Annotated in this window: 24 protein-coding genes; 9 read left to right on the forward strand and 15 right to left on the reverse strand. The window is 70.8% G+C overall.

Going from position 1 to position 20,794, the window contains the following annotated elements:
* Positions 1–57 precede the first annotated feature (57 nt).
* From ACFSKW_RS29550 to ACFSKW_RS29575, 6 genes are all read left to right on the forward strand, one after another.
* Entirely contained in the window at positions 58–2,736 is a 2,679-nt protein-coding gene (locus ACFSKW_RS29550; protein ID WP_379575743.1) for a helix-turn-helix transcriptional regulator, read from the forward strand.
* Between the two features lie 187 nt (positions 2,737–2,923).
* The gene (locus ACFSKW_RS29555; RefSeq protein ID WP_379575744.1) at positions 2,924–3,673 is read left to right on the forward strand and encodes an SDR family NAD(P)-dependent oxidoreductase; all 750 of its coding nucleotides are present in this window, start codon (positions 2,924–2,926) and stop codon (positions 3,671–3,673) included.
* Positions 3,674–3,973: 300 nt separating this feature from the next.
* Entirely contained in the window at positions 3,974–4,309 is a 336-nt protein-coding gene (locus tag ACFSKW_RS29560; RefSeq protein WP_379575745.1) for a putative quinol monooxygenase, read from the forward strand.
* Positions 4,310–4,395: 86 nt separating this feature from the next.
* Complete coding sequence (locus ACFSKW_RS29565; protein WP_379575746.1) at positions 4,396–5,535, forward strand: CobW family GTP-binding protein; 1,140 nt, start codon at positions 4,396–4,398, stop codon at positions 5,533–5,535.
* Positions 5,536–5,637: 102 nt separating this feature from the next.
* A complete protein-coding gene (locus tag ACFSKW_RS29570; RefSeq protein ID WP_379575747.1) occupies positions 5,638–6,033 on the forward strand; it encodes a hypothetical protein in 396 nt (131 codons plus the stop codon).
* Positions 6,034–6,233: 200 nt separating this feature from the next.
* Positions 6,234–6,419, forward strand: a complete 186-nt coding sequence (locus ACFSKW_RS29575; protein WP_379575748.1) for a hypothetical protein — start codon at positions 6,234–6,236, stop codon at positions 6,417–6,419.
* 40 nt (positions 6,420–6,459) lie between these two features.
* Here ACFSKW_RS29575 and ACFSKW_RS29580 read toward each other — a convergent pair whose 3' ends face one another.
* Both ACFSKW_RS29580 and ACFSKW_RS29585 read right to left on the reverse strand, forming a co-directional pair.
* Complete coding sequence (locus ACFSKW_RS29580) at positions 6,460–7,677, reverse strand: amidohydrolase family protein (protein ID WP_379575749.1); 1,218 nt, start codon at positions 7,675–7,677, stop codon at positions 6,460–6,462.
* A gap of 257 nt (positions 7,678–7,934) precedes the next feature.
* Positions 7,935–8,615 (reverse strand): TetR/AcrR family transcriptional regulator, encoded by a 681-nt coding sequence (locus ACFSKW_RS29585; protein WP_379575750.1) that lies wholly within the window; start codon positions 8,613–8,615, stop codon positions 7,935–7,937.
* Between the two features lie 437 nt (positions 8,616–9,052).
* Here ACFSKW_RS29585 and ACFSKW_RS29590 point away from each other — a divergent pair, with 437 nt between their 5' ends.
* Entirely contained in the window at positions 9,053–9,328 is a 276-nt protein-coding gene (locus ACFSKW_RS29590; protein WP_379575751.1) for a hypothetical protein, read from the forward strand.
* A 161-nt stretch (positions 9,329–9,489) separates the two neighbouring features.
* On the opposite strand, the gene ACFSKW_RS29595 is transcribed toward ACFSKW_RS29590, so the two are convergent.
* Positions 9,490–10,110 carry a DUF3159 domain-containing protein gene (locus tag ACFSKW_RS29595; protein WP_379575752.1) on the reverse strand — a complete coding sequence of 207 codons (621 nt, stop codon included), beginning with the start codon at positions 10,108–10,110 and terminating at the stop codon, positions 9,490–9,492.
* 68 nt (positions 10,111–10,178) lie between these two features.
* On the opposite strand from ACFSKW_RS29595, the gene ACFSKW_RS29600 reads away from it, so the two are divergent.
* Positions 10,179–10,529, forward strand: coding sequence for a hypothetical protein (locus ACFSKW_RS29600; RefSeq protein WP_379575753.1), 351 nt, complete (start codon positions 10,179–10,181; stop codon positions 10,527–10,529).
* 40 nt (positions 10,530–10,569) lie between these two features.
* Here ACFSKW_RS29600 and ACFSKW_RS29605 read toward each other — a convergent pair whose 3' ends face one another.
* The 4 genes from ACFSKW_RS29605 to ACFSKW_RS29620 form a co-directional block, all read right to left on the reverse strand.
* Complete coding sequence (locus tag ACFSKW_RS29605; protein ID WP_379575754.1) at positions 10,570–10,932, reverse strand: DUF4345 family protein; 363 nt, start codon at positions 10,930–10,932, stop codon at positions 10,570–10,572.
* A 103-nt stretch (positions 10,933–11,035) separates the two neighbouring features.
* The gene (locus ACFSKW_RS29610; protein ID WP_379575755.1) at positions 11,036–11,161 is read right to left on the reverse strand and encodes a hypothetical protein; all 126 of its coding nucleotides are present in this window, start codon (positions 11,159–11,161) and stop codon (positions 11,036–11,038) included.
* Positions 11,158–12,006 carry an SMP-30/gluconolactonase/LRE family protein gene (locus ACFSKW_RS29615; protein WP_379575756.1) on the reverse strand — a complete coding sequence of 283 codons (849 nt, stop codon included), beginning with the start codon at positions 12,004–12,006 and terminating at the stop codon, positions 11,158–11,160. The genes ACFSKW_RS29610 and ACFSKW_RS29615 overlap by 4 nt, the downstream gene beginning before the upstream one ends.
* 162 nt (positions 12,007–12,168) lie before the next feature.
* A complete protein-coding gene (locus tag ACFSKW_RS29620) occupies positions 12,169–12,771 on the reverse strand; it encodes a TetR/AcrR family transcriptional regulator (protein ID WP_379575757.1) in 603 nt (200 codons plus the stop codon).
* A gap of 28 nt (positions 12,772–12,799) precedes the next feature.
* Here ACFSKW_RS29620 and ACFSKW_RS29625 point away from each other — a divergent pair, with 28 nt between their 5' ends.
* On the forward strand, positions 12,800–14,587 hold the full coding sequence (locus tag ACFSKW_RS29625; protein ID WP_379575758.1) for an amidohydrolase: 1,788 nt from the start codon (positions 12,800–12,802) through the stop codon (positions 14,585–14,587).
* 64 nt (positions 14,588–14,651) lie between these two features.
* Here ACFSKW_RS29625 and ACFSKW_RS29630 read toward each other — a convergent pair whose 3' ends face one another.
* The 8 genes from ACFSKW_RS29630 to ppk2 form a co-directional block, all read right to left on the reverse strand.
* Positions 14,652–15,104: a GNAT family N-acetyltransferase gene (locus tag ACFSKW_RS29630; protein ID WP_379575759.1), complete on the reverse strand. Its 453-nt coding sequence runs from the start codon at positions 15,102–15,104 to the stop codon at positions 14,652–14,654.
* Between the two features lie 111 nt (positions 15,105–15,215).
* Positions 15,216–16,859 carry a GMC oxidoreductase gene (locus ACFSKW_RS29635; RefSeq protein WP_379575760.1) on the reverse strand — a complete coding sequence of 548 codons (1,644 nt, stop codon included), beginning with the start codon at positions 16,857–16,859 and terminating at the stop codon, positions 15,216–15,218.
* Positions 16,860–16,957: 98 nt separating this feature from the next.
* On the reverse strand, positions 16,958–17,458 hold the full coding sequence (locus ACFSKW_RS29640; protein ID WP_379575761.1) for a carboxymuconolactone decarboxylase family protein: 501 nt from the start codon (positions 17,456–17,458) through the stop codon (positions 16,958–16,960).
* Complete coding sequence (locus tag ACFSKW_RS29645) at positions 17,455–18,534, reverse strand: NAD(P)H-dependent amine dehydrogenase family protein (RefSeq protein WP_379575762.1); 1,080 nt, start codon at positions 18,532–18,534, stop codon at positions 17,455–17,457. The genes ACFSKW_RS29640 and ACFSKW_RS29645 overlap by 4 nt, the downstream gene beginning before the upstream one ends.
* A gap of 176 nt (positions 18,535–18,710) precedes the next feature.
* Positions 18,711–18,902 carry a hypothetical protein gene (locus ACFSKW_RS29650; RefSeq protein ID WP_379575763.1) on the reverse strand — a complete coding sequence of 64 codons (192 nt, stop codon included), beginning with the start codon at positions 18,900–18,902 and terminating at the stop codon, positions 18,711–18,713.
* Between the two features lie 200 nt (positions 18,903–19,102).
* Entirely contained in the window at positions 19,103–19,492 is a 390-nt protein-coding gene (locus tag ACFSKW_RS29655; RefSeq protein WP_379575835.1) for an acyl-CoA thioester hydrolase/BAAT C-terminal domain-containing protein, read from the reverse strand.
* Complete coding sequence (locus ACFSKW_RS29660) at positions 19,404–19,832, reverse strand: dienelactone hydrolase family protein (RefSeq protein ID WP_379575838.1); 429 nt, start codon at positions 19,830–19,832, stop codon at positions 19,404–19,406. Before ACFSKW_RS29660 ends, ACFSKW_RS29655 begins: the two co-directional genes overlap by 89 nt.
* Before the next feature lie 4 nt (positions 19,833–19,836).
* On the reverse strand, positions 19,837–20,790 hold the full coding sequence (ppk2, locus tag ACFSKW_RS29665; RefSeq protein WP_379575764.1) for a polyphosphate kinase 2: 954 nt from the start codon (positions 20,788–20,790) through the stop codon (positions 19,837–19,839).
* Between the last annotated feature and the right edge of the window lie 4 nt (positions 20,791–20,794).

Raw genomic sequence — 20,794 nt, forward strand, 5'->3', positions numbered from 1 at the left:
GCGTTCCGGCGAGGCGGGGCGCTGACCGGGAAGCCGTCACCTCGCTACTGTGCCCTCATGCTGAAAGGTCGAGGCCCGGAGCGCAACCGCCTGGAGCGGATGCTCGCGGACGCCAGGGACGGCCGCAGCGGGGCGCTGGTGGTGCGGGGCGAGGCGGGGATCGGCAAGTCCACGCTGCTCGAGGACCTCGCCTCGGCCGCAGGGGAGATGAGGGTGTTACGGGCACTCGGCATCGAGTCCGAGGCCGAGCTTCCGTTCTGCGGCCTGCACCTGCTGCTGCACCCGTTCGCGGACCGGCTGGAGGGATTACCGGACCAGCAGGCGGCGGCGATGCGCTCGGCGTTCGGGATGGCGGAGTCGCCGGTGCGCGATCCGTTCCTCATCGGCGCCGCCACCCTCACGCTGCTGTCGGACCTGGCGGCGCAGCGGCCGCTCGTGTGCCTGCTCGACGACACCCAGTGGCTGGACAGGGCGTCCTCGGACGCGCTGTTCTTCGCGGCACGGCGGCTGCACGACGATCCGATCGCGATGGTCTTCGCGGTCCGGGACACCGTGCAACCCTTCCCCACTCCCGGGATCGAGACCATGCGACTCGACGGGCTGGACCGGGCCTCCGCCACGGACCTGCTGGCCGAATGCGCGCCCGAGCTGACCGTCCCGGTCCGCGACAGGCTCCTGGACGAGGCGGGCGGCAACCCGCTGGCCCTGATCGAGCTGGCGCACGCACTGAGGGACGGGTTCGTCGACCAGGCAGGGCCGCTACGGGTCACCGGCCGCGTCCAGGACGCCTTCAGAGCCCAGCTGGGGGAGCTGCCCGCGGCCACGCGCCTGCTCCTTCTCCTGGCGGCCGCCGACGGCGCCGCCGAACTGGGCGTGGTCCTGCGGGCAGGGGAGACTCTCGGGGCGTCCCCCGCCGACCTCGGCCCGGCCGAGGAGGCCCGTCTCGTCGTCACGGCAGGCGACGAGATCAGGTTCCGCCATCCGCTCATCCGTGCGGTCGCCTACCAGGACGCCCCCCACCACCAGCGCATCGCCGCGCACCGAGCGCTGGCCGAGTCCCTTCCGGTCGCCGCGGACGCCGACCGGCGCACCTGGCATCGGGCCGCCGCCGCCACCGGCCCCGACGAGGAGGTCGCGGGCGAGCTGGAACGCACCGCCGAACGTGCCCGGCACCGTGGCGGGACCGTGGCCGTCGCCTCGGCGTACGAGCGTGCCGCCCGGCTCAGCGCCGGCCGGCGGGGCAAGGCCCAGCGGATCGTCCGCGCGGCGCGCTCGGCCTACGACGCCGGCCGCCCGGACTGGGCGACCAGGCTGGCGACCGAGGCCGCGGCCCTCACCGACGAGCCAGGCGTCGTCGCCGAGGCGGCCTACGTGCGCGCCCAGGTCGCGTACGAACGCACCTCGCCGGCCGCCGACGCGGCCCTGGCGCTGGAAGGCGCCACCCTCATCAGCCGGAGCGACCCCGAGCGGGCCGTGTCCATGCTGACCGAGGCGGTGTGGGCGGCACGTGACGCCTGCGCTCACGACCTCCTGCGGCGTGGCGTCGCCCTGCTGGAGACCGTGCGGCTGCCCGTGGGCTCGGCGCTCACGCCGGTCGCCGCGGCGCTGATCGGCTACGGCCGGCTCAGCGACGGCGACCCTGCCGCTGCCGTACCGCCGATGCGTGCGCTGGTCACGGCGGTCCAGGCCGGAACCGTCCAGGACTTCGTCGAACGGGTCATCGCGGGATTCATGGGCCTGCTGATCGCCGACGACGAGGCGGCGACGGACCTGCTGGAGGCGCTGGCGGCCGACGTCAGGGCGGCGGGATCGCTCGGCTGGCTCCCCTACCTGCTGGAGCCGCTGGCGATCGGACGGCTGCTGCGCGGCGACTTCCGCGGCGCAGGGGCCGACGTCGCCGAGGGCGTCTGGCTGGCCTCCGACATCGGCATACTGAAGGCCATCTCCGTATGGCTGGCCGCGGTGAGCGGCGACGCCGCCCGATGCCAGGAGCTGGCCGGCGAGGTGCTGGAACACGCGGCACTGCACCCCACCAACGCGGCCCTGGCCTCGTGGGGCCTGGGCCTGCTCGACCTCGCCGACGGGCGCAGCGAGCAGGCGCTCGACCGGTTCGAAGCGGTGTGCTCGGGACCCGCCCGGCACGATCTGCTGATCCGGGCGGTGCCGGACCACGTGGAGGCCGCGGTGCGCTCAGGCCATGCGGACCTGGCTCGGCGGCACGTGCCTGTGCTGTCGGCGTGGGCCGAGCACAACGTCCTCGGCCGCGCCCTCGAGCTGCGTTGCCAGGGGCTGCTCAGCGAAGGGGACCAGGCCGAGGAGCACTATCGCGCCGCCCTGGACCTCGTTCCCGGCCGGCCGTACGAGAGGGCGCGGACCGGCCTGGTCTACGGTGAGTGGCTGCGCCGCCGGCGCCGCCGCTCCGAGGCCAGGGCCGTCCTGGTCCAGGCGGAGGACGCCTTCGCGCGGCTCGGCGCGGCGCGGTGGGCCGCGCGTGCCCGCGCCGAGCTGAGCGTGCTCGGCGACCGGCCCGTGGCCCGCGACCAGGCCGATGACCCACTCCAGCGGCTCACGCCGCAGGAACTCCAGGTCGTGCGGCTGGCCGCGGCCGGATACAGCAACCGGGAGATCGCGGCGCGGCTGTACCTGAGCCCGCGGACCGTGGGGCACCACCTCTACCGGGCCTACCCGAAGATCGGCGTGACCCGGCGGATGGAGCTGACGCAGCTCGAGCTGTGAGCTCGTATCAGTCGACCTACTTACCCGCACCCCGCCGCGAGACCCGCACCCCACCGTCACGGGGTACGGCGCCGCGCTCGCTTGCCGTCCTGATCAGCGGGTCCGCCGGCACGGTCATCCGGCCGATGCCGGTCCTGCCCCTGCGCTCCTAGGTTCGAGCCATCGAATCCGACGGATGGAGTCAGAGATGCTGCTCGAGAACAAGACCGCGGTGATCTACGGTGGCGGCGGGGCCATCGGCGGCGCGATGGCACGGGCGTTCGCCTCGGAGGGAGCACGAGTCTTCCTCGCCGGCCGTACCCCCGGCAGGCTCGACGCCGTCGCCGAGGACATCCGCCGCGAAGGCGGACTGGCCGAGACGGCCGTCGTGGACGCCCTGGACGAGGCAGCCGTCAACGGCTGGGTCGACTCGATCGCGGCGCAGACCGGCAGCGTCGACGTCTCGGTGAACCTCATCTCCCAGGACGCCCTGTTCGTGCCGCTGCTCGACATGCCGGTCGCCGACTTCGGCCAGGCGATGGACAAGCTCGCGCGCTCGTTCCTGCTGACGACCAAGGCCGCCGCCCGGCACATGGTCAAGCAGGGCTCGGGCGTCATCCTGCACTTCGGCGGCGCCGACGCCACCAACTCCACGCCCGGCCTGGGCACCGTACAGGTCGGCTTCGACCTGGTCGAGGCCATGCGCCGCCAGTGGGCCTGCGAACTCGGCCCGCACGCCGTCCGCGTCATCTCGATGCGGACCGGCGGAATCCCGGAAAGCATGCCCGACGTTCCGGAGACGGCGCCGTTCCGGCAGAAGATGGTCGACGCCACCCTCCTCAAGCGGGCCGCGACGCTCGCCGACGTCGGCCGGGTCGCCGCCTTCCTGGCCTCGGAGCACGCCCGCACACTCACCTCCACGCAGGTGAACATCTCCTGCGGCGCGCTCGTCGACTGACGAGGAGAGGCAGCCGAACATGAGCGAGGCGGAATTCGGCGGGGCCGGGGAGGCGAAGGTTCCCCTCCGCCTGGACGCCGAGTAGACGTGCCGGCTCTTCCCCGGCGGGACAGGAACCACCGCGGGCCTGCGATCCGCAGGCCCGCGGCTCGTCGCGTCGCCATCGCGGACTCAGGGTGACATGATCAAAGGAGGGGGAGCGCGGGCGCCGTCGCCTTTCTTGCGTGAAGGGCGTGCGAGGCGGCCGAAGCCTTGTTCCGCCGCGCCGCGGCGGGTTCCGAGCTGAAGGAGCGAGCATCAATGATCTTCATCACCGCGAAGTTCCGCGTGCTGCCCGAGCATGCCGACCGGTGGCCAGAGATCACGGATGAGTTCACCAGGGCCACTCGCGGCGAACCCGGTTGCCTGTGGTTCGACTGGTCGCGCAGCATCGAGGACCCCAGCGAGTACGTCCTGGTCGAGGCCTTCCGCGACGACGAGGCCGGGGCCGCGCACGTCCGGTCCGAGCATTTCACGAAGGCCCGGCAGACGCTCCCCGCGTACCTGGCGGAGACCCCGCGGATCGTGAACGCGAACGTTCCCCAGCAGGACTGGTCGCTCCTCGGCGAGATGGCGGTGCCGCAGGAGCGCGCGTAGCCGTCGCCAGCCCCTTGGCACGGTTGAGGCTCCTGTCTCATGCCATGGAGCGACAATCGTTTCCCTTCGTCGTCCGGGAGGACCCCTTGTCCACCCCCGTCATCCTCGTCGCCGGCCTGCACGCCTCGGCCCGCACCGCCGCCGTCGACCGGCTGCTGCGAACGCACCCCGGCGCCGTCGCCGTCCATCACGATCTGCGCGCCGTCACCGACGACCGGGTCGAGCGCGTGGTCCGCACCGCCCACGGCACACTGGACGTGGCCGACGTTCGGCTGGCGCACGGCTGCGTCACCTGCGCGGTCCGCGAGGACCTGCTCCCACAGCTGATCCAGCGCGCGGGCACCGCCTCGCTGCTGGTGGCCGACCTGTGGGACTCGGTCGAGCCGCGCTCGGTCGCGGAGGCCCTCGACGTCGACGAAGCCGCCGACCTCCTGCGCCTGACCGCGGTGCTCACCGCTCTGGAAGCCGAGCACATGCCCGTCGACATCTCCCGCGGCGACCGCCTCTCCGAATCGGGCAGGGCCGCGGCGGCCGGCGACCAGCGCTACCTCGCCGAGGTGCTGGCCCGGCAGATCGAGTACGCCACCGGGCTGGTCCTGCACGGCGGCGACGAGGAGGACCACGACCTCACGCGCGCCGTCCTCGGTCACCTGGCGCCCTTCACACCGGTGTTCGCCGGACACGTGCCCGATGTGACAGGTGCCGCGCTGTGCACCGCCGAGCTGGCCGAACGCGTCGATCCGGCGACCGCCCAACTGCCCTGCGACGCCCGGACCGGCGAGATCACCACGGTCGTCTGGCACCGGCTGCGCCCGCTCCATCCTGCCCGCCTGTACGAGGCGGTCGACGACCTCGTCAGCGCGTCGGTCCGTTCCCGCGGACGGTTCTGGCTGGCGAACCGGCACGAGCGGATGCTCGCCTGGGACGCCGTCGCCGGGGTCGTCTCGGTGGAGGACGCCGGCCCCTGGCTGGCCACGCTTCCCGAGGCCGCATGGGAACTGGTCGCCCCCGCCCGCCACGCCGTCGCCTCGCTCGACTGGAACGACATCCTGGGCGACCGCGTCCAGCACCTGGTCTTCACCGGCCCGGACCTCGATCGCGAGCGCATCCACGCCCTGCTCGACTCCTGCCTGCTCACCGAGGAGGAGGCCGGGGCCGGCTCCGGCGCGTGGGCCGGATACGAGGATCCGTTCGCCCACATCCTCGATCTCAGGGAGAACGCGTGAGGCCCCCTCCGTACCCTCCTCCGCTGAGGAAGGACCCTTCCTGAGCGTCGGCCGCGCCCCCCATGAGCACGCCGCCGCGGCCCGCTGGTCTACGCTGTGCGCGTGACAAGCGAACGCACGGATGACGACGCGTCGCCGCCTGTCATGCGCGTGGGCGGCCGCCATGGCGTCGGCGGCCGGACGCGGAGGATCTGCTGGGGCGCGCTCGCCCTGTTCCTGGCCGCGTTCGCCGTCTTCGAGAGCGTCAAGTACGGCCTGCCGACCACGGCCGCCATGTTGCTGTTCGTCGCGCTGCCCGACCTGGCGCGGCTGGGTGGAGTCCGCCCGCCAGGGCCGGCCCATCAAGTGGTGCACCGTGTGTGGATCCCGTTGGGGGTGCTGGTCGGCTACACCTTCGGGCCCATCGTGTGGCCGCCGCTCTTCACCGCGGGCCTGGGCTGGCTGACCCGCATCGCCGTCGAGCGAGCCCTCGGACGCGGACCCTCCTCGAGCGAGTGATCGACCCGCTCGCCCTGTGCTGACGCGCGGCGTTCGTGCCCGGTCCGGCACGCTCGCTTCGGCCGCGCCCATCTCGGCCTTCACCCTGGAAGCGTGATCGGCATCCACTGATCCGCAACCGGGTTCCAGGTGATCCACAGTTCCTCTGCGATGGACTCTTTCGCGTTCCGACGAGTACCGACAATGAGAAGGAGTCATCGATGTCGCGTTTCTCCAGGGCCGGCAAACGGATCATGGCCGTCATGCTCGGCCTCCTCGCCGCTGTCCTCATCGGCGGTGCCACCGCCTCCCCTGCCCAGGCGCAGCCCAACGACGGTTACATCGTCTGGGAGTGGTGTTACGTCTGGGACTACGGCTTCTTCGGCCAGTGCGGCCACTATCTGTGATCCGATGACCCGGAGCCTCGAGGGGCTCCGGGTCATCCGGTCAATGAGCAGGGGTCTGGGGTGACCTGGTGGTGTCCGGGGTGACCACCAGGCGGCCTCCTGTCATCACCAGCAGTGGGTATTCGAGGTTCTTGACGCCGCCGTGCCCCTGGCGGATGTCTCCGGCCGCGACGATCAGATCGGCGGGCGCGCCGGGACGCAGGGTGCCCAGCGGTGCCAGCCCCAGTTGTTCGCCGGCGAGCGAGGTGGCTCCCGCCAGGGCCTGTTCGAGGGTCAGCCCGACATGCATCATCAGGCTGAGCTCCTGCGAATCGAATCCGTGAGGGATCTCCGGGTGGGCCATGTCGGTGCCGTAGAGCAGCCGGCCGCCGTGGGAGACGAAGATCCTGGCGTTGCGCAGGGCCCCTTCGGTGTGGGATTCGGTGTCGAGGGTGCTGATCATGCGGACTCCCTTGCGGGCGGCCTCCTTCAGCAGCTCTTCGGGAACGAGGGCACTCGGGCTGTGCGCCCACTCGTCCACGCCCGCGGCGAGCGCGATGCGCACGCCCTGCTCCTCGCCGACATGAGCGGTGACCTTACGTCCTCGACGATGGGCCTCCTGTACGACGGCGCGGGCCTCCTCGATCGACGGCAACGGCCATGGCGGGGGCGTGGATGCGTGCTCGCCGCTCCATGGCGCTCCCGCCTCGCCTCCTGGTTCCAGCGCCATCTTGATGATGGCGGCCCCCTGATCGACCAGCCTGGCCACCGTCGCGCGAGCCGACGCCGGGCCCTTGATCACCGCGGACAGGCCGGTTCCCCACACGGGGGTGGGGTAGCCGTCCTGCACGGTGACGAGAGGTCCCGCGCCCACGTAGCGGAGGCGGCCGGGGCCTTCGTGCGTCGGTCGCAGGTCTCCGCCGAGGTCGCGGATGGTGGTCACTCCGTGGGCCAGGATTCTGTCGAAGGGCACATGACCCTGTGTGGCGTGCACGTGAAGGTCGATCATGCCGGGGGTGATGGTGGCCGACCCCATGGCCAGCCTGCGTGCGGAGGCGTCGCGTACCGAGCGCGCCGGGCCGGAGCGCACGACCTTGCCCTTTCTGACGAGCACGGCGGCGTTCTCCACGAAGCGGTGGCCGTCGAACATGGAGTCGGCGGTGATGAGCAACCCGTCGTCCGCTTCGTTCTGGAAGGTCCAGCCCGGCGCGCCGGCCAGGGCCGCAGCGGCCACGGCCCCTGCCTTGAGGGTCTCGCGTCGGTTGATCCGTGTGCGCATTTCTTTCCATCCCTGTCACCGCCGCGTTCGGAGGGGCGGCGGCGTGGTTCGGCGCCGTAGGCCCGGGTCGGGGGTCCGCCGACGCGGGCCGCGGCAATGTTCTTGTAGTGTCACTACGACAATATTTTTAGAGTGGCACTACAGTCAACTCTGGGAAGAGGGTGAGCGACAGGAAAGGAGAACAGAGGGGGAGAGCTTGCCCGGATAGGCGTCAGAGGTCACGGTCGCGCCGGGTCCGCGGATATCCGGCGGGAGCGCTATGCCGGGTCGGGCAGCGTTGTGAGCAGTCTGGTGAGGGCGTCGACGGCCCATGCCTGCCAGCGAGCGTGTTCCCACTGCTGGTGGTTCACCAGCAGGTTGTAGGTCTCGGGCGACAGGAGTGCCAGGACGGTGTCGGTCGCGCCGTCGACGGTCATGCCGTCGCGGAGAGGTGTCTTGCGCGCCAGTGCCTCGATGAAGACACGCTGGACGATGCGGCGCTGCCGAATGTTGTTCGCCCAGAGCTCGCCCAGGTCGGAGTCGGCCATGGCGGCGCTGCGCACGACATCCAGAAGTGGCGCCGCTCGCAGGTAGATCTCACCGGCGCCGGTCACGTGGCGACGGATCTGTTCCTGTGGGTCGGGGTGGGCGAGGGCGTCCCGTACCCATGAGCGTTCGAGCGTGGGAACGGGCTCGTCGTCACCGGCGACGGCCAGGTCGATGGCGGAGGAAAGGATGGCCTTCTTGGTGCCGAAGGCGTAGTAGACGGTCTGCTCGCCCACGCCTGCCTCGGCGGCGATGGAGTTGATGCTCGTGGCGGTGTAGCCGGCGGTGGTGAAGAGCTCGGTCGCCGCGGCGATGATGCGGGCTCGGGTCGCGCGCGACCGCTCCGTCCGCCCGTCCACGCGGTCGGGACTCTTGCCGGCCGTTCCGCCGGGGCGCGGCGATCTTCCGCTCACACGCTCACTGTAGCAGTGCTATGAAAACATCCTCGTGCGGCAGCCGGAGCGCCCTTTGCGCCGGATACGGCATGTCGCCTGCCGTGGGCGGCGCCGATCTGCCGGGCACCGAGCCGGAGCGCCGCTGCGCCCGGCCGCGGTCCCACCCGCGGTCCCACCCGCGGCCGGCCGGCCCGGCACCCCGGCTTCCACATCCGACGAACATGGGCGAGGCGCGGGCAGGCGGGGTTCGGCCATCCGGTCGTCGCCCGCGAGAGGCGACGGCGGCCCTGATCCACGGTCGAGGTACGTCCCTTACGCGATCGGATGCGGCCTCTGGGAGACGGGGTCGAGAGGTGGTCCGGGCTTTGTCGTTTTGTGTGGTGGAGCGGGTATCGCCCCGATTGTGGGTGGTCCTAGGATCAGGGCTCTAAACGCGCCGTGATCTGGGGGGACGCATGGCTGACCTAGACCTGCCCGAAGATGTGATCCAAGCTCAACGGGCCTATGACGCCGCGGACGCTCGTGTGCAGGAACTGGCCGCGGCGCTGCCGGCGTCGGTGACCGTGGTGAACGGCGAGGCCGCGTTCGACGAGCAGGCGATGGCGGATCTGATCGAGGCTCGTTCGGAGCGGATGCGGATGCTGGAGGCGTTGCGGGACCTTCCGTGGTGGGGGACCGTGCCGAGCAAGCTGGACGCGAACAGGCAGTTGCGGAGCGCTGCCCGCGGTTGATCGGGGACGAACGACCTCACCTTTCCGGCGAACCAGGACCGTCGCCATGAGCCGGTGAAGACGCTCGGCCGGGATGTCCCGGCCGAGCGTCCTTCATGACCGGAGGAGCAGTTCGGCGGCGTACCCGATGCCGGCCGCCGTGACGCCCGGCCGGCTCACGACTAGCGGCCCTCCTGATCGCGGGCGCGGGCGCGCACGACGCCGGGATACCAGCCGGTGAAGCGAAGGGCCCCGACGATCGCCGCGATCTGGATGATCCAGCCGGTCCAGATGTTGTCCGGGTCGCGCAGGACGAGATCCCCGTAGCCGCCCGCGACCGCCGCGATCAGGAAGGCCAGGCCCCAGACGCCGGTGATCACGTAGTTGGCGCGGACGAAGGCGGGCGAGTTCCAGTACGCGCGGTCCACCTGCTCACGGGCGTACTGGAGGGTGAACGGCCTGCGGAACGCCATGGAGCCGAACGCGATCACGGCCAGGGCGGTGTTCGCCACCTCGCCCGCGTAGGTCTCCAGCCAGCGGTGCGTGCCCGCGCTCGCCACCGCGCCCACGGCCGTCAGGCCGGCGAAGAACACCAGCTCGCAGACCTCGAGGAATTTCCAGGAGCTGCCCCGCCGGAGGACGCGGTCCGCCACGATGACAACGACGGAGGCGGCCAGCGCCGACGCCACCGCCATCTCGAACCGGCCGGGGCCGACCAGCAGCGAGAAGATGATCCACGGAGCCATGCCGACGACGGGACTGTCCAGCACGCGGGCGAGCCTCCCGCCGGCCTCGGCGTTCATGGATGAACCTTCCGTGACAGGATCCGCACCACCAGTCTGCGCCTCGCGGCGCGGGCCAGGCACACGGGGTGTCCGCCGCCGTGTACGCCGGCCGGCTGGCGACCGGCGCGCCTCCGGGCCTGCCGGGCGAGGCCGTCAGCGCCGCGCAGGAGAACATCGCCAACGCGGTGGCCGTGGTCGGGGATCTGCCCCCGCGGCTGGGCGGCTCGCTGCTCGCCGCGGCAAGGGACTCCTTCGCCGACGGCATGAACGTCTTCGCCACCGCCAGTGCCGGCGTCCTGATCGTGGCGGCGGTCTTCATCATCACCAGGCTCGGGCACGTGCCACCCACGGGCCAGGAGCAGTCTGTTCCCGCAGGTGAGATCGACGCGGGGCCGGAGCGCGCATCCCCACCGGCCGGGGTCGCCGAAGAGCGTTGACGCCGGTGCTCGGGTGGCGGCGCGGTGGGCGGCTGACAGATCAGTGGGCGGCTGACAGAGCCGCGGCGAGAGCCGCCTCGACGATCAGGTAGAGGACGGTGGGATAGAACCGGGACGGACGCTCGACGATCATGGAGATGATCCGTCCCGCGGCCATGCCGGCGAGTGCCAGGGCCACGGTCGTCGTGACGCCGACACGCAGCCGGACGTCGTGCATGGCGACGGCGAGGGCCGCGGCCACGGCCAGGCCGAAACCGCCGTACACGGCGCGGACCTCGTTGCGGGCGTCGGCCGACAGCAGGGCCGTCCCGAACGGTGCCACCAGCGAGGCGGGCGAGATCAGACCGTAGATCCCCATCCCCGCGAAGAAGACCATCACCACACCGATGACCACCTGGCTCATGGGTTCCAGCATCACGGAACGGCCGTCGCCCGTCGATGACCTCTCAGGTAGGGGGCGGGCGCGTGACGCCTCCGGGCTCGATCGCCGCTGCGTTCGCGCCCGCTCAGGCGACGGTGGCGGGCAGGGTGACGCCGGTGAGGCGTTCGGCCTCGGCCCACAGGCGGGCGATGGCCGCGGAGCCTGCCGGCCTGGTCGGGGACGGCGTGCCGCCGGTCGGGGCGCACGTCACGGCCAGCCCGCCTGAGGCACGCCGACCTGCGTCGCGAGCACCTGGCCTGAGCCTGGCGTCACCATCTCCGGTTCGGTCATGCCCCGCCATTCGGCGGCCACGATGAACAGGGTCGTCCCGTCGGTGCCGCCCAGGGCGCAGGCGAAGGCGCCGCGGTCGAGTGTGACGGTGTCCAGCACCGTGCCGCCCTCGGCCACGCGTACGCACCGCCGGTTGGGCACGTCGGCGTACCACACGGCGTTCCCCGCGTCGAGGCAGATGCCGTCGGGTGTGCCCTCGCCGAGGTCGGCCCAGACGCGCCGTCGCGACAGCCCGCCGTCAGCGCCGATGTCGAAGGCCACGAGGCTGTGCCGGTAGGAGTCCGCGACGATCAGGGTGGAGTTGTCAGCGGTCACCGCCATCCCGTTGGGGAAGGCGATGTCGTCGGCGACCTGGCGCACCGAGCCGTCGGCGGTGGCCAGGAAGACGAAACCGGGTCTGAACGGCTCACCCGCCATCGGGTTGAAGCCGCCGCGGTTGACATAGGCGTTGCCGCGGCCGTCCGCCACGATGTCGTTCCAGCCGGGCGGGCCGAGTTCGGCGTGAGTGACGAGGGACCCGTCGGGTTCCCTGCGCAGCAGCCGCCCGTCCCGGGAGGAGACGATCAGCAACCGATCGTCCGGCAACCAGGCCGTGCACAGCGGCAACGACTCGACGTGCGCGACCACCTCGTCGTCGCCGTCGAGGTCGAGGGCGATGACCTCGCCCGCGGACCAGTCGGAGAAGTACAGCCGGTCACCGTGCCAGCGCGGCGACTCGACCAGTCCCCGGCCGGTGAGCAGCGTCCGGAGCTCGGTCTTCCTCATCACGGCCCCTCTCGCGCGCCGGCACCGTGCCGGCGTCTCGACATCCATACGAACGGCCGCCGGCCGGATCGACAGGCTCGGATCGCCCATCTCTCCGATCGGCAGGGGTGGCGCGATGCCGCAAGCCGTTGACGCGCACGCGCCACAGAACTTAAATTCCATTCAAGTTCGTGGGACGTGCAGCTCTCCCTCGGCATGACGCAGCGCGGCCCTTACGGCCTGCGCCTGGTCAAGCCGTCCGATGAGCACATGAACCGCGAGCCCGTCCAGCAGTGCGTTGAACGACGGCAGGAACTCCTCGACGGTCACCGAGCGGAAGACCCCGCACGCCATGCCGTCCCGGACTATCGCGGACAGATCCCGCATCCACCCGCTGTCGATCTCGTCAGCCGTGCGGCTCATCGCGTCATTGGACACCGCGCGCAGCCAGGCCTCCAGCCACAGCTTCCAGGAGACGTCATGCCGATCCACGGGCAGATAGATCCGTACATACCGCTCGAGCCGCTCCTGCGGTTCGCCGACCAGTTCCCTGGCTCGCCGCTCGGCCAGCTCGCGCTCGCTCCACCGGAAGGTCTCGGCCAAGATCTCATCCCTTGACGGGAAGTAGTAGAGCACCCGCGCCGGGCTCATCCCCGCCCGATCGGCGATCTGCTGCACCTGGATCTCCGCCACCGGCCGCTCGGCGATCACCGAGAGCGCCGCCTCCACCACCTTGCGCCTGGCCTGCCTGCCGCGCTCCTGCGTCTTGCCGCTCTGTCCAGCCATCCACCCGTCGCATTCTGAGGAGAACCCCGTGGAGAATAACCCGCCCCGCCGGGCCGTGCTGGCCGCCGGCGCCGTGGTGGCAGCCTCGGCCGTCGCCGACGGCTTCACCGCGCCCGCCGAAGCCGCCTCGGCCGCCGACCTCGTCCTGACCAACGGCTACGTCTACACCGTCGACGCCCGCGACAGCGTGCACCGCGCATTAGCCGTCTCCGGCGGCCGCATCGTCTACGTCGGCAGCGTCGAGGGCGCGGCCCGCCACATCGGCGACGGCACCACGGTGGTGGACCTGGGCGGCCGGATGGTCATGCCGGGGCTGCACGACGGGCACATGCACCCGATGTCCGGCGGCCAGGGGCTGATCGGCTGCGACCTGAAGTACGCCTCCCTCACCGTCGAGCGGTTCCAGGACGAGATCCGCGCCTACCTGGACAAAACCAAGGACAAGGAGCCCGGCGCCTGGGTCGTCGTCTCCCACTGGTACGTCCAGGCCATGCGTCCCAAGGGAACCAAGCTGACCAGGGCGCACCTGGACGCGCTGGACACCAAGCGGCCGATCATCGTCCAGTCGACCGACGGCCACACCACCTTGGTCAACACGCGCGCGCTCAAGCTCGCGGGGATCACCGCCAGGACGAAGAACCCACCCGACGGCACCATCGAGCGCGACGGGTCGGGCGAGCCGACCGGAGTCCTGCAGGACGGCGCGTCCACCCTGGTCGAGAGGAAGATCCCCAAGCCGACCGCCGCCGAGAACGTGGAGATCGCCCGCACCGCCCTGGCGGCGCTCGCGCAGCAGGGCGTCACCACGTTCATGGACGCCGTCGCCTCCGAGGAGGGGCTGCGGGCGTTCACCACCCTGCAGAAGCGGGGAGAGCTCACCGCCCGAGCCCACTTCGCCCCGCTGATCAACGTCACCGACGCCGACCCGCTCAAGGAACCGGCCCGGCTGCGCCGCCGCTACGACAACGGCAGGGTCACCGCCAGGGCCAAGGTCGCCGTGCACAACGTCAAGCTGTTCATGGACGGGGTCCTGCAGTACCCCGCCCAGACCGCCGGACTGCTCGAGCCGTACCTCGTGCACCGGCACGACCGCTGGGTGCCGGGCCGCGAGAAGGGCGCCCAGTACTGGGAACAGGGGAAGCTCGACGCCGTCGTGCTCAAGCTGGCGAAGGCCGGGTTCGACCCGCACATCCACGCCATCGGCGACCGGGCGGTGCGCGTCGCGCTCAACGCCTACACGCTGCTGCGCCGGTCGGGGTACACCGGCACCCGCCCCGCGATCGCGCACGCCGAGCTCGTCGACCCGGCCGACATCCCGCGCTTCGGCAGGCTGGACGTGGTCGCCGCCATGGGCTTCCACTGGGCCAAACCCGCGCCGGACTCCGTCGAGACGGTCAAGCCGTACCTGGGCGCCGAGCGCTGGGCCACCTACGAGCCCGAGGGCGACATCTTCCGCAAGGGCGGCCGCGTCTCCCTCGGCAGCGACTGGCCGGTGGACCCGCTCGACGAGTGGACCGCGATCAAGACCGTCATCACCCGCACCGCCGCGCCCGGCAGCGCGTTCGCCAAGCAGGGCGCGATGACCCCGCACCAGCGGCTGACCCGCGCCGCCGCCCTCCGCGCGGCGACCGTCAACGGCGCCTACCAGCTACGGCAGGAACGGCACACCGGCTCGCTGGAGGTCGGCAAGCTGGCCGACCTGATCGTGCTCGACCGCAACGTCATGAAGATCCCCGCGGAGGAGATCGCGAAGACCAAGGTCCTGCTCACCATGGTGGGCGGCACCATCGTGCACGGCTCGGCGGACTTCGGCTGACGGGTGGTGGACGCGGGAGGACCCCGGCGGGTACTCCCGCGCCGCGCCAGGCACGGAGGGCGCGCTAGATGGCGCGTTCGAACGTGACCAGCGCGGTGCCGGGGCCCGCGTAGCCGGGAACGGGGTCGCTGACGGTGAAGCCCATGCGCCCGTGGAACGCGATGGACGGCGCGTTGACCGGGGAGGTCACCGCCTTCACCGTCCGCCTGCCGTGATCGCGGGCGATCGCGAAGAAACGGTCGTACAGGCTGCGGCCGACGCCGCCTGCCCTCGCCTCAGGGGAGACGCCCACGAAGTGGATGTAGGCCTCGTCCAGCAGGGAAGGGGAGGGGAAGCCGATCAGGAACCCGGCCATCTGGCCGTCCTCGCGCTCGGCGACCAGGCTGGTCCGGTGGAAGTGGTCGAGGAACAACCTGGGCAGCGACGGCAGGATCGGCCGTCCCCACCAGTCGTCGACCACGCCGGCGATCGGGTCGTAGTCCTCGGGGACCGCGGGACGCAGGACGTAGGCAGTCATCATCCCATCGTGCCAGGGAGATCGTGACCCTCATCAGGGAGCGGTACGGCCAGGGCGGATCCTCGGAGAACGGGTCGGCCACACGCGCCCGTGGCCGACCGCCGCATCACGTCATCGCAGGTCGGTGGCGATGATCTTCTCGATGTTCCGTTCGGCGAGCGCCGTGATCGTGACGAACGGGTTGACGCTGGTGTTGCCCGGGATCAGCGAGCCGTCGATGACGTACAGGCCCGGGTGACCGGTGAGGCGGCCGTAGTTGTCGGTGGCCTTGTTCAGCACCGCGCCGCCGAGCGGGTGGTAGGTGAGGTGATCGCCCCAGATCTTGTAGACGCCGAAGAGGTCGGTCCGGTAGATCGTCCCCTCCTTCGCGTTGATCTTGTCGAAGATCGTCTTGGCCATGTCGATGGACGGCTGCTTCCAGGCCGTCTGCCAGTTGAGGTCGACCTGGCCCGTCGCGGCGTTCCAGGAGAACTGCGCGCGGTTCGGGTTCTTGGTGATCGACAGGTAGAACGAGGCGTAGGTCTCGATCCCCGTCGGCAGCGGCGCGACCTCGGCGAACGCGCCACCGGCGGCCCAGTTGTCGATACCGGAGCAGGGAATGGTCGACTGGAGCTTGCCCGTCGGGTCCCACAGATGGTTGGCGCGGCCGCACATGACGTTGCCGTTGTCGCCCCAGCCCTTGCCGACCTCGTCGTTCAGGTTGGGCAGCGCGCCGGTCGCCTTCAGCTTGACCAGCAGCTTGCTGGTGCCCACGCTGCCCGCGGCGAAGAACACCCTGTCCGCGGTCACGGTCTTGGTGGCCGTGGTGTCGCCGTTGGTGTTGAGCTGTTCGATGACGACCGTGTAGCCGCCACCGGCCGCCGGGGCGACCGAGGTGACCTTGTGCAGCGGCGAGACGGCGACCCTGCCGGTGGCCTTCGCCTGGGCGATGTAGGTCAGCTGCAGTGATTTCTTGCCGTGGTTGTTGCCGTAAAGGATCTCGCCGGCCAGCGCCGACTTGGTGACGGTGCCGGCCGCCTCCTGCTTCATGTAGTCCCAGTCGTACACGTCGGGCACGAAGACGAACGGGAAGCCCGAACGCTGGGCGTGCTTGCGGCCCACCCTGGCGTACTGGTAGCAGGCGGCGGAGTCGAACCAGGCCGGGTCGATCGTGTTGACCCCGAGCCCCGCGTTGGCGCGCGGGTAGTAGATGTCGTACATCTCGTCGGCGTTCACCGACGGCAGGACGGCGCCGAAGTTCTCCCGCCTGGGGGTGACCGCCATGCCGCCGTTGACCAGCGAACCGCCGCCGACCCCGCGACCCTGGTAGACCGTGATGCCGCTGAAGTCCTCGGCGTCCAGGATCCCGGTGTAGCGGGAGATGTTCCTGTCGATCGGGAAGCCGAGGAAGTAGTTGAGCGGCGCCTTGGTCCTGGTGCGCAGCCAGTAGGACCGGTGGTCGGGCTCGAGCGTGTTGCAGAAGATCTTGCCGTCGGGGCCGGGGGTGTCCCAGGCCATGCCCATCTCGATCATGTGCACGTCGACGCCCGCCTGGGCGAGTCGCAGGGCGGCGACGGAGCCGCCGTACCCGGTGCCGACCACCAGGGCGGGGACGTGGGCCCCGTTGGCGATCGGAGGGGCGGACGCTACGGCCTGCGCCCTGGCCGCGCCGGCGCGGCCGGTGAGAGCCGCGACTCCCAGAATGGAGCCGGTTCCAGCGATGAATCCGCGGCGCGACAGATCTCTGGGGCCTGTAGAACGCGAGGTGGTGCTCATGCGACGTTCCTCACACTCGACTAAATGAGAACAGGTTCTACATGGTGCTCGCGCCTTGAATCGGTAGCCGGTTGTCTGATGGTCGGGTCGCAGCGGGGCTATCGCCTGACAGAGGGCGATGGACCGCTGGGCAGCATGCACACGGTGTCGAGTCCCAGCACGCGGTTGAGTCGGCCGAACGCCAGCCAGGAACCGAGGCTCATGGTCAGCTCCACGATCTCGAGCTGGCTGTAGTGCGCGGTCATCCGAGTCCAGAACTCCTCGTCGAGGCCGTGGTGATCCAGGGCGTACCGCTCGGCGTACTCCGCGGCCAGCCTGGTGCGGTCGTCGAAGGCGTCGGTCGTGCGCCACTCGGCCACCGCGTCGGCGAAGCTCTCCTCGACCTTCTGCCCGTCCCGTTCGGTCCGCCAGTCGAGGCAGAAGACGCACCCGTTGATCTGGGCGATCCGCAGCCGTGCCGCCTCGAACTCGCGGAGCCCGAGAGTGGTGTTGGCGTAGACCGACAGCGAGAAGTTCGAGGCGGCGATCCCGATGCCGGGGACCATCTCGCCCCACACGTACTCGATCGCGTCCTTGCCCTCAGGGATGTCGATGTTCACGGCTGTTTCCTCCCGAGTTTGCCGACCGCGGGGCGCAGGGGGACGTCGAGCGCGTCGTAGAGGCCGGGTTCCGCCTGCACCAGCCAGTCGATGGCGCTCACCAGCCGGCCGGCCGCGGTGGCGTTCCCGCCCGCGGACCGGTTGCCGCCCTCGTCGGTGGCCTCGACCGTGACCTCGATGCGCGGGCGGCCCTCGATGATCACCCGGTGCGCTCCTTCGCCGTCGGGCGGCGTCGGCCAGTCTGGCGCGCAGGACGGGTGGATGCGGGTGACATGCTCGACGACGATGCGGGGTTCGCCCTCGACGACGCCCTGCACCTCGAACCGCACCGCGCCCTGGGTGCCGGCCTCGAACGCGCCCATCGTCCTGGTGCTCACCGTGGATTCGAGCGGACGCCGGTCGACGGTCTCGCGGATCTCGTCGAGTTCGACCCCGAGAGCCCTGGCCATCAGCCGTACCTGCCCGCCCCACACCATGGTCGGGACCGTCGGCGCGATCATCGGCGGCTCGTAGTCCATCGGCTGGCCCATACCGACCAGGTACCTGACCGAGTCGGGCTGGTCGTAGGTCGAGTAGTCGAAGATCTCCTGGCAGCGGATCACGTCCACAGTGGTGCCGAGCCCGCTGATCAGCAGGGGCAGCACGTCGTTGCCCCAGCCGGGGTCGACGCCGGAGACGAACAGCGAGCCGCCGCCGTCCGCGATGGCGGCAAGCACCGGCTCCCGCAGTTCCCGCGGGGCGTTGCGCTGGTCGTAGAGCGCGTACATCGAGGGAGTGACGACCACGGCTCCCGCCCGGATCGCCCTGATGATGTCGGCGAGGGCCTCATCGGGGCGGATGTCGCCGGACGCCGCGTAGACCACGGCGCGGGGGCCGGCGGCCAGCACCGCGGCGACGTCGTCGGTCGCCGCGATCCCCAGGTCGTAGCCGAGGTCGCCGAGATCGCCTGCGTCGCGGCCGACCTTGCCGGGGTCGTGGACGAGCACGGCCGTGAGATTCAGCGCCGGATGGGCCTCGACGGCACGGATGGCCGCACGGCCGACGTTGCCGGTACCCCAGACGATCGTGGGCGTCATGGGCGGAGCGTAGCAAGCGCTTGGTTCGGTGTATAGTGCCGCCGCGATACCCGCCGCAGGCGGCGATCAGAGGGTGCTGCCCGGCCGTACCGCCGACGCCGCCCACCCTGGCGGCGTGGACGGCGGACGACTGGACACACCCGGCGACGGCGGGCCCTGGTGCGCGTGCTGAGGCGTCAGATCGGCCAGGGCTCGTACCCCGGCGGCCGGTAGTCGGAGTCCACGGGCACCCGTCCGCACCAGTCGTGGACCTCGCAGATCACCATCACCGACGCCTGGACGATCTCCAGGGTGAGCGTGGCGTGCGAGCCATCATGGTCCTCCGCGGCAGGCACGTATCGCGCCGGCTCCCATCCGGTGATGCTCAACCGGTCATAGTGGGGGACGACCTGACACATTGGTCCACGACTCATGGACATACCTGCCTCCAACCCATGCTGAAACGGATATCACCGAAGGCGGGGGTTATCTGAGTACAACACATCACGGAGCGTCACCTCCGCGTGGGGGTGCCCCGCGTCGTTCAACCTTTCCCCACACACCCCTCAGAGTCCGGTCGCCAGGAACGTCACATGATCTGGAGGGTCTCAAGGATGTGGGGCCACGCCGCGGTCCCCAGCGCGGCATCCGCCTCGTCGGAGCCTCCGTAGACGTAGGCCGTGGACGGCGGGGCCGGCGCTTCGCCAGGAAGCCGGGGGCGATGGCCGGCGTCCGGACTGCTGACGAGGCGCGTCGAGTGCCCCGACGCGGTACGGCGGGCCACCAGCTCCTCGGCGAACGGCAAGGAGGGCCACATGAGGTCGTCTCCGCCCGCGACGAGAAGGAGGTCGCAGGCCGCGTGCTCGATCGGGATCGCCGCGGCCTCCGCTTCACGCGCGAAACGCTGTCGGCTGCGTTCGTAGAGCGCACGGAACGCGACGGGCGCGCCGGAGCGCGACCACGGCGTCGACGCGCGGATCGAGTCCGGCGACCAGCAAGGCGGCCTCGGCGCCCTTGGACAGACCCACGATGCCGACGCGCCGGACGCCGCGGCGCTCCAGCAGACCGATGGCGGTGGAGAACCGCTCCAGTGGGACCTCGCAGATTCCCTCCTGCTGGCCAGGTCCGCCGAACCAGCGGATCGACAACGCCACGGCGCCTGTCCGCGCCAGCAGGCGCGAGCGCTCCGTCGCGATCCGGCCGCTCGAGCCCGCCAGGACCAGGACGCCGACGTCTCCACCGCCCACGGGTTCCACCATCACTCCCTCGAAGGGGACGGTGAGGGCGCGTTCGACGAGTTGTGGAGGGGAGAACGCCACGAGGCTACCGTTCGTGATCGGCGGCGTGGTCCTCGTCGAAGATGTCGGCGGCGGAGATCACGATGCGTGGATCGGGGATGCCCACCACGTCGGCGTCCTTGTCGTCGTAGTCGAACCTGCTGAGGACGTGGCGCATCGCCTCCAGCCGGGCACGCTTCTTGTCGTTGCTCTTGATGACGGTCCACGGCGCCGCCTCGGTGTCGGTGTGCAGGAACATGTCCTCCTTGGCCCTGGTGTAGTCGTTCCACTTGTTGAGCGAGGCCAGATCCATCGGCGACAGCTTCCACTGACGTACCGGGTCGACCTGGCGGATGATGAACCGGGTCCGCTGCTCGGCGCGCGAGACCGAGAACCAGAGCTTGATCAGGTGCAGCCCCGACTCGACGAGGAGCTGCTCGAAGCGCGGCGCCTGCTCGATGAACTCCCGGTACTCCTCCTCGGTGCAGAACCCCATCACCAGCTCGACACCCGCGCGGTTGTACCAGGATCGGTCGAACAGCACCATCTCGCCCGCGGCGGGCAGGTGGGCGACGTAGCGCTGGAAGTACCACTGGGTGCGTTCGCGCTCGCTGGGCTTCTCCAGCGCGACCACGGTGGCGCCGCGCGGGTTGAGGTGCTCCATGAAGCGCTTGATGGTGCCGCCCTTGCCCGCGGCGTCGCGCCCTTCGAACAGCACCACGAGTCGCAGGCCCGTGCGCTTGATCCAGTACTGCAGCTTGAGCAGTTCGATCTGCAGGAGCCGCTTGTCGTGCTCGTACTCCGCTCGCTGGAGGCGGACCGGGTAGGGGTAGTGCTGGCGCCACGTGTCGACCGGGCTGCCGTCGGCACGCAGCAGCACCGGGTCGTCGTCGTCGCGATCATCGACCCACAGGCCTGGTGTGGCGTCGAGCAGCTCGCTACCGTCGGCCGCGGCGAACGGATCGACCACGATCCGGGGTCGCATCTGCGAGTTGCTCATGCGG

The sequence above is a fragment of the Nonomuraea mangrovi genome (genome assembly GCF_042681425.1).
Lineage (GTDB): Bacteria > Actinomycetota > Actinomycetes > Streptosporangiales > Streptosporangiaceae > Nonomuraea > Nonomuraea mangrovi.